The sequence below is a fragment of the Vibrio sp. ABG19 genome, from assembly GCF_029962385.1.
Classification (GTDB): domain Bacteria; phylum Pseudomonadota; class Gammaproteobacteria; order Enterobacterales; family Vibrionaceae; genus Vibrio; species Vibrio ostreae.
The window spans coordinates 2,623,990-2,640,117 of the sequence record NZ_CP071708.1; the positions used below are offsets into that span (position 1 = coordinate 2,623,990).

At 51.7% G+C, this 16,128-nt stretch carries 14 protein-coding genes; 3 read left to right on the forward strand and 11 right to left on the reverse strand.

The window, feature by feature from the left end:
- Positions 1–191: 191 nt before the first annotated feature.
- The 6 genes from J0X00_RS18180 to J0X00_RS18205 form a co-directional block, all read right to left on the reverse strand.
- Positions 192–587 (reverse strand): hypothetical protein, encoded by a 396-nt coding sequence (locus J0X00_RS18180; RefSeq protein ID WP_282477399.1) that lies wholly within the window; start codon positions 585–587, stop codon positions 192–194.
- A gap of 410 nt (positions 588–997) precedes the next feature.
- A complete protein-coding gene (locus J0X00_RS18185) occupies positions 998–1,192 on the reverse strand; it encodes a hypothetical protein (protein ID WP_136484070.1) in 195 nt (64 codons plus the stop codon).
- A gap of 142 nt (positions 1,193–1,334) precedes the next feature.
- Positions 1,335–2,363, reverse strand: a complete 1,029-nt coding sequence (locus tag J0X00_RS18190; protein ID WP_282477400.1) for a hypothetical protein — start codon at positions 2,361–2,363, stop codon at positions 1,335–1,337.
- A gap of 226 nt (positions 2,364–2,589) precedes the next feature.
- Complete coding sequence (locus J0X00_RS18195; RefSeq protein WP_136484068.1) at positions 2,590–3,258, reverse strand: OmpA family protein; 669 nt, start codon at positions 3,256–3,258, stop codon at positions 2,590–2,592.
- Positions 3,259–3,444: 186 nt separating this feature from the next.
- On the reverse strand, positions 3,445–4,128 hold the full coding sequence (locus J0X00_RS18200; RefSeq protein ID WP_168796994.1) for a DUF2786 domain-containing protein: 684 nt from the start codon (positions 4,126–4,128) through the stop codon (positions 3,445–3,447).
- A 177-nt stretch (positions 4,129–4,305) separates the two neighbouring features.
- Entirely contained in the window at positions 4,306–4,989 is a 684-nt protein-coding gene (locus J0X00_RS18205; RefSeq protein ID WP_136484066.1) for a DUF3334 family protein, read from the reverse strand.
- A gap of 322 nt (positions 4,990–5,311) precedes the next feature.
- Here J0X00_RS18205 and J0X00_RS18210 point away from each other — a divergent pair, with 322 nt between their 5' ends.
- Positions 5,312–8,350, forward strand: a complete 3,039-nt coding sequence (locus J0X00_RS18210; protein WP_136484065.1) for an FAD-binding and (Fe-S)-binding domain-containing protein — start codon at positions 5,312–5,314, stop codon at positions 8,348–8,350.
- A 120-nt stretch (positions 8,351–8,470) separates the two neighbouring features.
- Entirely contained in the window at positions 8,471–8,932 is a 462-nt protein-coding gene (locus tag J0X00_RS18215; protein WP_136484064.1) for an isoprenylcysteine carboxylmethyltransferase family protein, read from the forward strand.
- A 96-nt stretch (positions 8,933–9,028) separates the two neighbouring features.
- Here J0X00_RS18215 and J0X00_RS18220 read toward each other — a convergent pair whose 3' ends face one another.
- Complete coding sequence (locus J0X00_RS18220; protein ID WP_136484063.1) at positions 9,029–9,754, reverse strand: DUF3581 domain-containing protein; 726 nt, start codon at positions 9,752–9,754, stop codon at positions 9,029–9,031.
- Positions 9,755–9,934: 180 nt separating this feature from the next.
- On the opposite strand from J0X00_RS18220, the gene J0X00_RS18225 reads away from it, so the two are divergent.
- Entirely contained in the window at positions 9,935–10,087 is a 153-nt protein-coding gene (locus J0X00_RS18225) for a DUF2256 domain-containing protein (protein ID WP_136484062.1), read from the forward strand.
- 107 nt (positions 10,088–10,194) lie between these two features.
- On the opposite strand, the gene hutH is transcribed toward J0X00_RS18225, so the two are convergent.
- The 4 genes from hutH to hutI all read right to left on the reverse strand — a co-directional run bounded on the left by hutH (position 10,195) and on the right by hutI (position 15,814).
- The gene (gene hutH / locus J0X00_RS18230) at positions 10,195–11,730 is read right to left on the reverse strand and encodes a histidine ammonia-lyase (RefSeq protein ID WP_282477401.1); all 1,536 of its coding nucleotides are present in this window, start codon (positions 11,728–11,730) and stop codon (positions 10,195–10,197) included.
- Between the two features lie 11 nt (positions 11,731–11,741).
- Positions 11,742–13,439, reverse strand: coding sequence for a urocanate hydratase (gene hutU, locus J0X00_RS18235; protein WP_282477402.1), 1,698 nt, complete (start codon positions 13,437–13,439; stop codon positions 11,742–11,744).
- 148 nt (positions 13,440–13,587) lie between these two features.
- Positions 13,588–14,604, reverse strand: coding sequence for a formimidoylglutamase (gene hutG / locus J0X00_RS18240; RefSeq protein WP_282477403.1), 1,017 nt, complete (start codon positions 14,602–14,604; stop codon positions 13,588–13,590).
- The gene (gene hutI, locus J0X00_RS18245) at positions 14,597–15,814 is read right to left on the reverse strand and encodes an imidazolonepropionase (protein WP_282477404.1); all 1,218 of its coding nucleotides are present in this window, start codon (positions 15,812–15,814) and stop codon (positions 14,597–14,599) included. Before hutI ends, hutG begins: the two co-directional genes overlap by 8 nt.
- Between the last annotated feature and the right edge of the window lie 314 nt (positions 15,815–16,128).

The following is a 16,128-nucleotide window of genomic DNA, read 5'->3' on the forward strand; positions in this document are numbered from 1 at the left end:
TGTCACTTGTTTTGTATGCGTAACCTCGTTTCAGCAAAGGTTCAGAAGGAATTGATGTTGAAAATATAGGCAGGGTGGATTCACCTAAATCCAGTGAAAAAGCAGACTCCAAATCTAAGCGGGACATACGGCTGCCCGCTTCAAATTTGCTGTGTATTGCGCAAAATCACCGTGAGTACTCACATAAGAAGTTAATGAAAATGGTGCTGCGTGCTGTGCAAGAAAAACACTTCACACTGGTGATCACGAGCCAGCTGTTGCAGCAGTTTTTGGTTGACGAAATCGATCGCGCCGGAGGCGACGATGGCGCTCGCATTGCCGGACTGAATCGCTTTCATCACGATCTCCAGCTCAGATTGGGATTGTGAGGGCTTCATATGAATGATTTTTCCGCACTGCACCTGATGGGCGGCGAGGGTATCGTATTGAGGGCGCGGGCATTGCGCGGTGTACAAAATCCATTGCTGCTGCTGTGAAAGCCGCGCCAGGCGGGACATCATGTCCTGATTAACGCTTACCGGGCGGTAGCTATCAGTCGTGTAAGTTTGGGTGCCAAAACGTGTGGTATCGAAATCTACATGAAGCATAACACTGTCCTTTCATACATGCTGTATTTCTATACAGTATTCCTAAATATCATACTGATCAAGTTTGAATTTGATGAAAAATTGACCTTAACTTGTCTTTCTTTTTACGAAATCAATATTAAGTATTTGATTTTGATTAATAAATTTAAAAATTTGATACGGAGATAAAGTCGCTGATTGGTGTGATTTTCTGTGATCTAATTAACTTTTTAGCGTATGAACAGTGGTTTTATACAGTAGTTTCTATCCAGTACTTGTGGTTAGTGGTATCTGCAGAACGGCTGCGCCTAAGTGACGGGGCAGAAGGTGGATACCAGTGTTATACAGTGGTCTGTTTTGGCGGTGGGATAATGCTGGATGGCATCAATTGCAGGGATCAAAAAAGCGCCGTCCTGGCGCTTTTATCGGGTTTATGGTCGGTTTGCGTTTTGGCTGGCCAGACGTTCACGCTGTGCTTGCTCGGCAATATTAAATTGTCTTACGTCCATGCGAGCAAAGTCATTACAGTTTTCACAAGCGTGATTGGTTTTGCCGTCGAGATACTCGAGTTTGGTCAACTGATTTGGTTTTTTACACCAATCGCAAATACCGTAGATAGTGAACATGTTGTCTCCTCACCTGAAGCAGGTGCCAAATTCGCGCAGAATTATCGCATATCACAGGCTTGCCTGTTAACCATTTGTTGTAAATATTGAGAGAGTAATCGATTGCGTAGTCAAGCGTAATTGGGGCTTTGAGGGTTTTACATCAGTTGGATGAAACTTTATTTAACGATTTATTAACTTCATTGATGAGCACCTTCATCGCGCCGTTAAGACGCTTCATTTCGTCTTCACTGCCTTTCATATCCGGATGATAAATTTTCGACAATTGTTTGTAACGAATTTTGATTTGCCGCTCTTCTGGTAACTGTCCCGGTGCAAATCCAAACATCGCGCAGGCCAGGTGCAGCTTTTGATCCTGAGTCTGACGGCTCTGATGGTTTTGCATCTTCTTCAACTGATGATACAGCGTGTCCAACTGGCGCTTTTGCTGTTTAAGCAGGTTGTCTTTCTGGGATAGGCTTTCATTGAGTGAATTCTGGTGCTGGGTCTGCTGTTTGTTGGATTTTTTGACGTAGCGGTAGACGGATAGACCCGCGATCAAAACCACAATGCACAGTACGACAAACAGATAGTCGCTCATCAGGCTTGGCGTTTGTGGGGCGGACTGAGTGGAGTTTTGGTTCTGTGCGGCTGCAGTGGTTTGGTTGATGGCACTCTCGAGTTGCTCAATTGACGCGACCTGGCGGGCACGCTGCTGGTCAAACTGCTGTTGCAAAATGGCGCTGTAGCGCTGCTCTGCCTGTGGATTCTGGTCAGCCAGACTGTGATACCACAGCTCTGCCATCGCTGACGGGGCAGGGGAGCTGTCGAGGCTTTCATAAAGCTGTCCGATGGCCATGGCTGCGTTGCTGTCACCGCTGAGCAGTTGGCGCGTCAGCCAGTACAACGCCTGAGTCGTATCGGCTTCGGTGCCTAATCCGTGCTGGTAAGCGTTGGCGAGTTGCTGCATGGCTTGCGGATGACCTTGCTGCGCCGCTTGCTGAAACCAGTAAAATGCATCGTTCAGATTGATGGTTAAGTTGTGGCCGGTTTGATAATCGACCCCTAGTTGGTATTGTGCTGCGCGATCCCCTTGATTCGCCAGTTGGATCAGCTCGGAAGGATCAGCCACAGCCTGGCTTGAGAGCAGTAACCCCAATGTGATTATCCATGCCTGAAGCGCTTTCTTCATTGTGGTTGGTTTCCCTTTATCATGATGTGAATTGCGTGTGAGCGACGGTATGCAACTGGCCGGGATATCAGAAGCGGTCATGATACTCCGCCAATGTGTCAATACATTGCGGACGGCACACCACAAAACAAAAAAGCCCGGCACTGAGGCCGGGCTACATCCATACGGGTATCGACTAAACGATTCAGGCAGAATGGTGCAATTCGTTGCTCACCCGCCTATTAAATCATTTCAGCGGTAAGATTTGAATCTCTACACGGCGGTTACATGCACGGCCATCTGCTGTGCTGTTACTGCATAACGGGTAGCGTTCACCATTACCGCGCGCTACCGCACGACCTGCCGCTACGCCCTGAGACAACAGGAATGAACGTACGGACTCAGCACGACGCTCAGACAGAACCTGGTTGGTGGTGTCGCTGCCTGTGCTGTCGGTATGGCCATCAATCACCAGGCTGGTATCCGGGTATTCAACCAAAATGCGTGCCACGCCACGTAGTGTGTTGTGGATAGAAGAGTCAAGCTGGTAAGAGTTGGTCTGGAATCCGATGCCGTTTTCCATGCGCAGCAGTAGCTGGTTTTCGCCTACACGCTGTACCTGAACACCTGAGTTCAATAGTTCCTGGCGCAGCGCTTCTTCTTGCTGGTCAAAGTAGTAACCAACACCACCACCGACAGCAGCACCGCCTGCCGCGCCGATCAGCGCTCTCTGGCGTCGCTCTTTAGCGTCATCACCAGATGCTAAACCAACCGCAGCACCTGCCAGCGCACCTAACAGTGCCCCTTTGGTGGTTGAGTTAGTTTCGTTTTCACCCGTGGTCGCATTTTGGCGTTGTGTGGCGGCACAACCAGAAAGTGCAATTAACACTGCAAGAGCCAATGTAATTTTTTTCACAACTTCATCTCCGTGAGTTATTCAGTTTTCCGGATTGCAATAAACGAGAAAAGTGATCATACGTCAATGCAAGCATAGACGAATTTACTCACTCTTGACTTAGGATTTACTTAAATACCGTATTCAACTGAGTAACTTATCGATTTGCGGCTTAATCATATCGGCCGCCGGTCGATTCAAATTCGTTTACTTAAGGAGTTTCGGCGCCTGGCCACCATCAATCGGACGGCTTACAGATACCCGGCGTCCTTTTTTAAGTCCGACTTCGTAATCTTCAGTCAGATTCTTCATGGCTTCCCGCAGCTGTTGCTTGAAGGTTTCCCGGTCGATGTTTTGAAACTCTTTATCAATATAGTTATTGATTTTGTTGGCTGATTCATCGTCTGGCGCTATCTCTGGCAGCTTCTCTAGCGCACCTTCTACCCAGCCGGACAAAAAGGAGTTTACCCGGCGCTGGACTTCGGTATTTGGTGTACCGCTACCGGCAAAACTGTTACGAAATTGCCCGGTTTGCTCGTTCATTTCCCGATAGATGATATCAAAGGCGAAAGCGGCAAAAATCGCCCGGTCTGCTTCGCCGATAAATTCAACTCGTTTCAAGCCTTTATGGTTAAGCAGCACGGCTTCTACGCCAAATTTGGTATTGATGCCGCGGATCACGCGCAAGATGGCGGATGAGATGGAGGCTGGCAGCAGGTGGGTGGACTGGGTTTTGCCCATTTTGATGAACTCGATGTCATCTTTATCCAGACCATACTTGAGCATCAGCCGGTGCGCCATTTTTATGGCGTTAGCGGCTTCGTTCACATTGGCGGAGTTACCCAGTTCAAGGCACTTTGCGATTTTTTTGAGGGCTTTTTGCTTATCCATCGACATGAAAAAAACGTTACTACGGCATTGAGAAAAGTCCGCTATTTTACCGTTTTTATGCCGTAATTTAAAGCCGGGCAGCCAATAGGAATGTGAATCAGTGCCCGTCTTGTACCTGCGGTTCGGTGATTGGGGGCGTTTTACCGGCAGCAGGGGCGCTGCCGGGCTAACTTGTGATCAGAGGCCGAGTTCATCCAGCAGGTCGGAAGTGGCATCGTCTGCCGTTGCACTGCCTGGTTGTTTCTTACTTTCCATCTTCTGTTGCGCAGCCGCTAAAATGGAATCCGGGCTTTCATCTTCCTGAATTTCAAATTCTTCCAACTGGATAAATTCGGTTTTATCCATCGCCAGCTCAAGATAGAAAATATTGTTGTTTTCGGTCGAGAAGGTGACACGGCGTGCTTGCGGGCGATCCAGGTTGGTGTCCACCGACAAATTGACCTGCTTATTCAGCGACAACATTTTAGGCTGGTTCTGGGTAATGTTAGTTTGCAGCTCTTTGCGTATTTTTTTGGTGAAGTCACCCACTAACTGGTTCATCAGTTCACCCAGTACATCACCCACTTCGTCTGAAGTGTGCAGCACGGCCAGTTCTTCTTCCGGCATACCCATGTTGCGCATGTAGTTGGCGTAGACTTCCAGCGCCGCTTTGGCGGTAAAGTTGATGACCACCAGGCCGCTGAATCCGCCATCAAACAGGACAAAACAACCGAAGTCCGGTTTCAGTGACGTTTTATTGATCTTCTGCACCATCGCCGAGTAAGAGATGTTAGATGCGGTGGCGGAAGTCAGGACGCTGGACACTGATTGGCATAGTTTCAGCAAAATATCTTCGGTGGTGACGATCTTACTTTTTTTCATGTATTTGTCCGTAAAAGCTGATTAGACGCAAAGCGTAATGGAAGAAACTGGGTCACATTAAGCCGATGTGCCATTAAATGCACCATTCGCAGTATAACGTCATGTTAGGGGCGAAATAATCCACACCGCATCATAGCAGGCTTGGTGATAAATCATAAGTCGGTATCACTAGTGAAAAATTCCGTTTCATTTCATTCTGGCATTGAGATTCTGATTTGATCACCTTTTTAAATGTTGTAAAGTGACATGACTCAAATATTAATACCAAAAATAACTTATAACCCAGAGCTGATAGGATCAGCGCAGTACGGGCAGGAAGCAAATGTTACCAAGACTTCACCTCCAATCCGATGTTGACCCTGTTGTTTTAACGTTTTTACATGAACTTGAAGCAGCGGGATTTAGCGGCGATATTGAAACTCAGTATTCAAGTCGTCTTGCTGTTTCCACTGATAACAGTGTGTATCAACAACTGCCACAAGCCGTTGTCCATCCGAAATCGACTCAGGATGTGTCGATCATCGGTAGAATAAGCACTAAACCTGAATTTGAACGCGTCACGTTTTCTGCCCGTGGCGGCGGCACCGGCACCAACGGTCAGTCTCTGACGAAAGGGGTGGTGGTAGATCTTTCCCGTCATATGAACCACATCCTGGAAGTGAATGCCGAAGAAGGCTGGGTGCGGGTTCAGGCTGGTGTCGTTAAAGACCAGCTTAACGATGCGGTACGCCCTTATGGCTTCTTCTTCTCGCCAGATTTGTCGACCAGTAACCGTGCTACTCTGGGCGGTATGGTCAATACCGATGCGTCCGGTCAGGGTTCGCTTAAATACGGCAAAACCTCGGATCATGTGCTTTCCCTGCAGGCGGTGTTCGCTGATGGCTCGGTATTGGAAACCGATTTATCGCAAGGTTTGCCGCAGGCTGGCAGTTATGCTGCTGAGGCCATGCGGGTGACCGAAGCGGTATGCCGTGATAAGCGTGAGCAGATTGTTGCTAAATTCCCGCCGTTGAACCGTTTTTTGACCGGCTATGATCTGAAAAACGCCCTTGATACCGACAATGATAGATTTGATATCACCCGCGTACTGTGTGGTGCGGAAGGTTCACTGGCGTTTATCACCGAAGCCAAGCTGAATCTGACTCCGATTCCGAAAGCGCGTACGCTGGTGAACATCAAGTACGACAGCTTTGATTCGGCGCTGCGTAACGCACCGGTGATGGTGGAAGCGAATGCCCTGTCGGTGGAAACCGTTGACTCGAAAGTACTTAATCTGGCGCGTGAAGACATTGTCTGGCACAGCGTGAGTGACCTGATCACCAGCGTTCCGGGCAAAGAGATGCTCGGCCTCAATATTGTTGAATTCGCTGATCAGGATGAAGCCTTAGTGCGTTCTCTGGTGGAGCAGCTGACCGCCCGTCTGGAAGTGATGGTCGAGAATCAGGAAGCGGGGATTATCGGCTTCCAGGTGTGTGATGATTTGGCGAGCATCAACCGTATTTACAACATGCGTAAGAAAGCGGTTGGTCTGCTGGGGGCGGCGAAAGGCCGCGCCAAGCCGGTTCCATTTACTGAAGATACTTGTGTGCCGCCGGAGAACCTGGCTGACTTTATCGCCGAGTTCCGGGACCTGCTGGATTCAAAAGGGCTGGCTTACGGCATGTTCGGCCACGTTGATGCTGGTGTTCTGCACGTGCGTCCCGCGCTGGATATGTGCGATCCGAAGCAAGAGCTGATGATGCACGAAGTGTCGGATGAAGTGGTTAAGCTGGTAGCGAAATACGGCGGCCTGATGTGGGGTGAACACGGCAAAGGCTATCGCTCAGAATACGGTCCGGAATTCTTCGGTGACGAGCTGTTTACTGAACTGCGCCGCGTTAAGGCCGCGTTTGACCCGCATAACAAGATGAACCCGGGTAAGATTTGTACGCCGCTCGATACTAACTTTGAACTGGTTAAAGTCTCTGACACTAAGCGCGGCTATTTTGACCGCCAGATTGATGTCGAGGTACGCGACAGCTTTAAACGTGCGATGGAGTGTAACGGTAACGGCCTGTGCTTTAACTATGACACCAGCTCGCCGATGTGTCCTTCGATGAAGGTCACTGCCGATCGCCGTCACTCGCCAAAAGGCCGTGCCGGTCTGGTGCGTGAATGGCTGCGCCAACTGACCGAGCAGGGCATTGATATCCTGGATCTGGAGAAAAAGGCGCTGGAAACCACGCCAACCATCAAGACCATGATTGACCGGGTGCGTAACCGTATCAACCAGCGTCATGAGTATGACTTTTCCCATGAAGTGTACGAAGCGATGAATGGCTGTCTGGCGTGTAAAGCGTGTGCCAGCCAGTGTCCGATTAAGGTTGATGTACCCGGATTCCGTTCCCGTTTCCTCAATATCTACCATTCGCGTTATCAGCGTCCGGCCAAAGATTACCTGGTGGCCAATATTGAAACCATGCTGCCGGTGATGGCTAAAGCGCCAAAATTGGTCAACGGTGTGATGGCTCAGAAATGGGTACAGAAGGTCACGGCGTCTACGGTGGGTTATGTTGATGCCCCTATGCTGTCTGTGCCGACGCTTGCACAACGCACCCGTCGCCATCCGCTGACTCCGTTTGATATGCAGCGCCTGGCGTCGTTGTCGCAGGATGAGCGCAACCAGCACGTGATTATCGTGCAGGATCCGTTTACCAGCTATTACGATGCGGATGTGGTGGAAGATTTTGTCGCTCTGGCGGTAAAACTGGGCAAAAAACCGATTCTGCTGCCGTTCAAACCCAACGGTAAGGCGCAGCATATTAAAGGCTTCCTCAAGCAGTTTAAGTCAACAGCAACCAATACCGCAGGATTCCTGTCCCAGGTGGCGGATCTGAACATTCCCATGGTGGGCGTCGATCCGGCGCTGGTGCTGTGTTACCGCGATGAATACGCTGAGGTGCTGGGTAGTGAACGGGGAGATTTTAGCGTTATTACCGTGCACGAGTGGCTGCAGCCACGCCTGACTGAATTCCACGCTAAGGAGTCTGCTCAGGCTGAACCTTGGTATCTGCTGGCGCACTGTACTGAGAAAACGCGGATGCCAAACGCGGAGAAGGAGTGGGGGGCAATCTTCGCCCACTTTGGTGCAACACTGAAAACAGTGCCGGTCGGCTGTTGTGGTATGGCAGGTACGTTTGGTCACGAAGTGGATAAATTCCAGATGTCGAAAGACATTTACGGCCTGAGCTGGAAACCAAGTATTGAGAAGCTGCCGGTAGAGCGTTGTCTTATCACCGGTTATTCCTGCCGCAGCCAGGTAAAACGCTTTGAAGAGGCCAAACCGAAACATCCTCTGCAGGCGTTGCTGTCGTTGATGTAATCGGGCGGAACAAGCAGATTAGCACTGATTTAATTGATAAAGCCCGGTTTTACCGGGCTTTGTTTTTATATCGTCACAGAAAAAGGCTTATAATGAAGCAATACCTGTCTGGGAGCTATTATGCGTTTTTTGGAATTGAAAATACCGCCTGTGGCGTTGTTTCTGGTTGCTCTGGTTCTGGTCAACCGTTTAGCTGTTCTGATTCCGTTTACTGACGTCAGTCTGCCGTACAAATATGCGGTGTTTGCGGTGTGTTTTGTCGCGGCTGCTGTGATCGGCATTGCCGGTGTGGTGCAGTTCCGGCGTGCGAAAACCACAGTCAATCCAATTCAGCCTTATAAAGCAACCACTGTGGTTGATTCCGGGGTGTTCCACTACAGCCGCAATCCAATGTATCTTGGTTTGTTACTGCTGCTGTTTGGTTTTGCCTACTGGCACCAGAACCTGATAAGTTTTGCTGTGGTGGCGGGATTTGTGATGTACATGAACCGCTTCCAGATTATTCCGGAAGAGAAGGCGCTGGAGCACCTGTTCGGGGAAGATTATGTTGATTATAAAACCCGGGTACGGCGCTGGCTGTGAGCCTGAAATCAGTGTTTTTAGGCCAGGTAATGGCGCAATAAAAAAGCTTCACCGTGGTGAAGCTTTTTTATTTGTGGTTTTTGCACGCGACTGCTGTTAGGCCGCTTTAGCGAACTTTGCCAGGAAGGCGTCCTTACGCTCGTTGAAACGGCTAACCAGATCATCAATATCTGCCTGGTTGTACGGTTTCAGTCCGCTGGCTACCATGCGTTTTACACCGCTGCCGACCTGTTCGCCTTCTTCTTTAAACGCGAAGTTCAGCGTCACGATCCCGCGTTTGCCCTCGACATCGAAAGTCGCACCCGTAAATTCTACTTCAGGGTGCGTCAGGTCAAGGCGTGAGAATTCAACTTCCATGCTCTCGTAGATCACTAACGGACGCTGGCAGTTGATCATCATCTGCTGCTCTTCCATCAGCGGCACCATGATGTGCGGAAAGTTCATGCCGGAAAACTGAACGTAGTTTGTAACCACGTGTTCGATGAAAGCTGCGTCATGGCTTACTTCGCCTTCACGGTTCATGTGCAGATATTCTTTACCTGACTCGTCGACGACAGCGCTTTCTTTGCTGCACTTGTTCTCAATATGCAGAGCCGTTCCGTCACCCACCATACCTGAGAAATCAAAACGCATTTTCTGGCTGATGCCTTCACGTTTCAGTAGTACTGCAAACAGAAGATCGCCAGGTACACAGAAGCGCTTGCTGTCTTCATCGTGGATCGGGTTGAAGTCGCCCGCTACACGTTTGGCGAAGTGACTGGCCTGTTCGCGAGTGAACTGGAATTGATGGTCTTGATTTGAGAAGTAAGGAGCTAGAAACATAATTTACGCTATTCCGACAAAACTGTGACGGATTATAGCTCTCAACCCGGAGTCTAATGGTCCAATCAGTTGGAAGTGAACAAACAATATTCATAATAACAACATAATAAGAGCTCAAAAGCGTGATCTTTTGGCAGCGGAAGTCGTAATGAAACCCGTCACAGTATAGGAAAACACAGCATGACTCATAAAAAACTGCATTTGCCGCAAAAACAGTGTGTGGTGTGCGCTCGGCCATTCACCTGGCGTAAAAAATGGGCCGATTGCTGGGAAGAAGTGAAGTATTGCTCGCAAAGATGTCGGACAGTGAAGTTCCCGGTTTCTAGAACCTAGCACCTAGGTCTCAGAGGCGCTTATCGAAAAAAGCAGCCAGTGTGTTGGCTGCTTTATTCAATCTTAATGTCGGATTCGGGTTCTAAGGTTCCAGAACCCTAAAACCTTTACCCCACACTCGGCAGCAATTGCTCCGGCATCAGGTGATTGTGTACCGCCTGCAGCAGCAGTTCATTTGCCGCGGCGATATCAGGCGCAAAGTAACGGTCCTTATCATAGAACGAGACTTCACGGCGCAGGATCTGCCTGGCTTCTTCCACTCGGGCAGAAGAGAGGTTCGGCGCGCGGAAATCCAGACCTTGCGCGGCGGCGAGATATTCCACCGCGAGAATACCTCGGGTGTTCTCGCTCATGTCTTTCAGGCGGCGACCGGCAAAGGTTGCCATCGACACGTGGTCTTCCTGATTGGCTGAGGTCGGCAGGCTGTCAACTGAAGCCGGATGAGCCAGAGTTTTGTTCTCACTTGCCAACGCCGCTGATGTGACCTGAGCAATCATAAAGCCGGAGTTGACTCCGCCATTATCGACCAGGAACGGAGGCAGTTTACTCAGTGCGCTGTCGATCAGCAGTGCCATGCGGCGTTCTGACAAGCTGCCGATTTCGGCAATCGCCAGAGCCAGACCATCGGCGGCCATTGCCACCGGCTCAGCGTGGAAGTTACCGCCGGAGATGATGTCGCCATCGTCGGCAAACACCAGCGGGTTATCAGAGACGGAGTTGGCTTCCACCTGCAGGATTTCCGCAGCATTACGGATTTGCTGCAGACAGGCCCCCATCACCTGAGGCTGGCAGCGCAGTGAGTAAGGATCTTGTACTTTTTCGCAGCCCTGATGGGAGTCACCAATGGTGCTGCGTTCATCCAGTACATGACGGTATGCGGCGGCAGCATCCATCTGACTTTGATGACCGCGTACCTGATGAATGCGCGCATCGAACGGACGCCGGCTGCCCAGCGCCGCATCAACCGACATCGCGCCACATACCGTGGCTGAGGCGAACAAGTCTTCGGCCATAAACAGGCCTTCGAGTGCGAATGCGGTTGACGCTTGTGTTCCGTTGAGCAGAGCCAGGCCTTCTTTCGGCGCCAGAGTAATCGGTTCCAGACCGGCAATTTTAAGTGCCTGCAGGCCGGAAATCACTTCGCCCTGATAACGTGCCTGACCTTCGCCAAGCAGAATGGTGCTCATATGGGCCAGCGGCGCTAAGTCACCGGAGGCGCCGACCGAGCCTTTTTGCGGTACGCACGGGTAAACCTCATGGTTCACCAGCGTCATCAGTGCTTCGAGTACCTGCAGACGGATCCCGGAAAAACCGCGTGCCAGGCTGTTGATTTTTAGCACCATCATCAGGCGCACAGTTTCATCGGCCATAAATTTGCCGATACCGGCGGCATGGGAAAGTACAATACTGCGCTGCAGAGTTTCTAAGTCCTGCGGAGCAATCTTGGTATTGGCCAGCAGACCAAAGCCGGTATTGATGCCATACACGGTACGATTCTCAGCGATCACCTGCTCAACGACACGAGTGCTCTGTTCAATGGCAGGAATGGCTTCTGGAACGAGTGACAGTGTCACGGGTTGGCGGCTCACGGCGCGCAGTTGGCTCAGGGTCAAAGCGCCGGGTTTAATCACAAGATTCAACATGGTTACAGTCCTTACTTCAGTTGAGCGAGTTCGTCGTTCAGCATAGGGAGATCGAGGTTTTGTTGTTTCGCACAGCGTTTGGCTATCTCGTAGCCTGCATCTGCATGGCGCATCACGCCGGTCGCCGGGTCATTGTGCAAGACACGTCCGATGCGCTGGGCTGCATCGTCACTGCCGTCACAGCAGATCACCATTCCCGAGTGCTGGGAGAAGCCCATGCCGACACCACCGCCGTGGTGCAGCGATACCCAGGTCGCACCGCCGGCGGTGTTGAGCAGGGCATTCAGCAGTGGCCAGTCTGACACGGCATCTGAGCCGTCCAGCATGCCTTCGGTTTCACGGTTCGGGCTGGCAACTGAGCCGGAGTCGAGGTGATCGCGGCCAATCACGACCGGCGCTTTTAGCTCACCGTTTTTGACCATTTCGTTAAAGGCCTGGCCGAGACGTTCACGGTCTTTCAGGCCAACCCAGCAGATTCGGGCCGGTAAGCCCTGGAACTGAATGCGCTCGCGCGCCATATCCAGCCAGTTGTGCAGGTGCGGATCATCCGGGATCAGCTCTTTGACTTTCTGATCGGTTTTGTAGATATCTTCCGGATTGCCGGACAGCGCTGCCCAGCGGAATGGCCCGATCCCCTCACAAAACAGCGGGCGGATATAAGCCGGAACAAAGCCGGGAAAGTCAAAAGCGTTTTCTACGCCTTCTTCCAGCGCCATCTGGCGGATGTTGTTGCCGTAATCCAGCGTGGCCGCGCCGCGCTGTTGCAGTTCCAGCATCGCTTTAACCTGAATGGCCATCGACTGTTTAGCCGCTTTGACCACTTTGGCTTCATCGGTTTTGCGCATGTCGGCGGCGTGCTGCATGCTCCAGCCAAGTGGCAGGTAGCCATTAAGCGGGTCATGGGCTGACGTCTGGTCGGTCACGACATCCGGAGTGATATTACGTTCCAGCAGTTGCGGGAAGATGTCGGCCGCGTTCCCCAGCAGGCCGACGGAGACCGGTTCGTCTGATTCATAAATAATGGCCAGTGCTTCATCGAGGCTGGTGGCTTTTTTATCAACATAACCGGTACGCAGGCGGTAATCGATACGCGATTCGTCACACTCGACCGCGATCATTGAGAAACCAGCCATGGTGGCTGCCAGTGGCTGCGCGCCGCCCATGCCGCCCAAGCCGCCAGTCAGTACCCAGCGTCCTTTGGCGTTGCCGTCAAAGTGCTTTTTCGCCACGGCAACGAAGGTTTCGTAAGTGCCCTGAACAATGCCCTGTGAGCCAATGTAAATCCAAGATCCGGCGGTCATTTGGCCGTACATCATCAGGCCTTGTTTATCGAGCTCATTGAAGTGTTCCCAATTGGCCCAGTGTGGCACCAGGTTCGAGTTGGCAATCAGCACTCGCGGTGCATTTTTGTGGGTCGGGAATACACCGACAGGCTTGCCAGATTGCACCACCAGCGTCTGATCGTCTTCCAGGCGTTCCAGAACTTCAACGATCTTGTCATAACATTCCCAGTTACGCGCAGCGCGACCGATACCGCCGTAGACCACCAGTGATTGCGGGTGTTCAGCGACATCCGGGTCCAGGTTGTTCATCAGCATACGCAGCGGGGCTTCCGTCAGCCAGGATTTGGCCCGCAGGGTCGTGCCGTGCGGGGCGCGGATAATACGACTGGTGTCCAGACGGGTGCCTTGTTCGGCTTGCTTGGTCATGTTACAGCTCCTTCATGGTTAAGCTTGGCGCAGCCTGAGTTTGTAGGGTATGGGGCAGCGCCGTAGTGTTAGATCGCTCGGTGTCCGTGAGCGTATTTCTGTTTTATCCGGCCTTGCTCGTACGCAGGCTGGTGTGGGTTAGTTTGATTCAGTCACACTGTGAAGCAGGCGGTTTGTCCGCCATGGTATTCGCAATATCCCAGCACAGGCGGGCTGCCAGCCGGGCGGTTTGATTATCGATGTCATAGCTTGGGTTGTACTCAGCAATATCGGCAATCATCAGTTTGTTTTTGTAATGCAGGATACGATCGAGAAACGGACTCAGCGCTTCGATACTGACACCACGGGCGGCCGGCGCGCTAACGCCGGGTGCCGTGGCCGCCGGGAAGACATCCAGATCGATAGTCAGATACAGGTAGTCACAGTCATCGATAAAATGCTGTAACTGAGTCATGTGATAGATGTGGTTGAGTGAAGAGAGTGCTTTGTCCTCCACATACCACACGCCCAGCTCATCGGCGCGCTGAAACAGGGCAGCCGTGTTGCTGGCCCGGCTCACACCCAGGCAGGCATAGTGAAAACACCAGTTATGTTCGGCGCAAAAGTGCTGAATCTGATAAAACGGGGTGCCAGAGCTGGGTTTTACCTCAGCCTGCTCTGATTTAAACGCACGCAGATCAAAATGAGCATCAAAATTGATGATTCCGATACGCGGCGCCTGCGCGCACGTCTGCTGCAGGTGCCCGGCCAGGCCCTGAAATGTGGCCCAGGCCACTTCATGTCCGCCCCCCAGTACGATGACCGGGGTGTGTTGCAAGGCTTGAGTAATCACGCGGGCTGCGTCAGTTTGCGTTTGTTCAAGCGCGTCACCGTGGCAGTGAATGTTGCCCAGATCATACAGTGGCGAAGCGCGATGCCAGGCCATATTTGCCAGTGCCTGCCGGATCCGATCCGGTGCCTGCTGCGCTCCGGTGCGGCCCTTATTGCGTGCTACTCCGGCATCACAGGCAAAGCCGAGTATGGATACGGCCTGTTGGTTGGGCTCAAGACCGGTCGCAGACAGGCATTGCATCACATGATGCACGCGAGTCCCTAAAGCGCCGTCTTCGGCATCGTGACGACCTTGCCAGGTAAAGTTGTGTGAGGTTTGAATTGCATCAGTCATTGCACAGCACTCCATCGACGATTCGTGCATCTAATCTCGGAACGCCCACCTGGTAGCTGAGATCAGCCGGATGATCGATATTCCAGATCGCCAGATCTGCATCAAAGCCGGTGGCAATTTGACCGCGGGTTTTGGCAAAACCAAGCGCTCGCGCGGCATGCTGCGTCACACCGCGCAGAGTTTCTTCCGGGGTCAGGCCGAACAGAGTGCAGCCCATATTCATCATTAAGGTTAGGTCGGCAAAAGGTGATGTGCCCGGATTGATGTCACTGGCCAGCGCCATCGGCACGCCATATTTACGCAGCAGTTCGATCGGTGGTTTTTGCGTTTCTCGTAAAAAATAGAACGCGCCGGGCAACAGAGTCGCCACTGTGCCTGATTGTGCCAGCGCCGCCACACCGGCCTGATCAAGATACTCGATATGATCGGCAGACAACCCCTGATAGCGTGCGGTCAGCGCACTGCCGCCAAGGTTCGACAGTTGTTCGGTATGACCTTTGACCTGCAGGCCGTATTCACGGGCGCAGGCAAAGACGCGCTCGGTCTGCAGCAGGTTAAAACCGACCGACTCGCAGAATACGTCGACGCTGCTGGCCAGCTGCTGCTCAGCCACTGTCGGGATGATGGTCTGACAAATGTGTTCGATGTAGGCGTCAGCGCGTCCGGCAAATTCCGGCGGCAGGGCGTGCGCGGCCAGTAATGTTGTGGTGACTTTAATCCGGCGGTGTTGCTGCAAGGCTTGCGCCGCACGCAACATCTTCAGTTCATCGTGCAGAGTGAGGCCATAACCGGATTTAATCTCAATCGAAGTCACACCGCTGCGCAGCAGCCCGTCTAAGCGAGGCAGTGCCAGCTCAATCAGCTGTTCTTCAGTGGCCTGGCGGGTGGCTTTCACCGTGGCAAGAATACCGCCGCCCTGTGCCGCGATGGTTTGATAAGGCACACCGTTAAGGCGCATTTCGAATTCATTCGCGCGGTTACCGGCATAAATCAGGTGGGTATGGCAGTCAATCAAGCCCGGAGTGACCAGTTTACCGCTACAGTCGATGTATCGACTGTCACTGCTGACGGTTTCGTTACTGGCAGCTGCACTGCTGATTGCAACAATTTTGCCGTCACGAATCACGATGTTGACCGGGTCAGTAGGTTGGTAGCCACTATTTTTTGGCTGCATGCTGACAAGCCGGGCATTGGTCAGAATCAGGTCCATAATTCCCTCTTGGTGTCACAAGTCATTTAGCCTGTACTTTGATCTTATGACATTTCTTGTTTGACACCGGCCTTTCGTTGCTTAACGTCGTTGTTTTGAACGTCAGTGGTTTGGCTGTGTCGTGACAAGACAATTTAATTGTCTGCTTAAATGTATATACAAATAATGATGCAATTAAACGCAACCGACAAGGTGAATGTTGCAAAACTGTGATCAACTTTCCGTCTTACGATGGAGGGCGGTTTTACGGTAAAGCGAGGTTTGATCTTTCACGAGGTGAATAATCCTGAAAGATCAAAGGGAACAGGAGATGC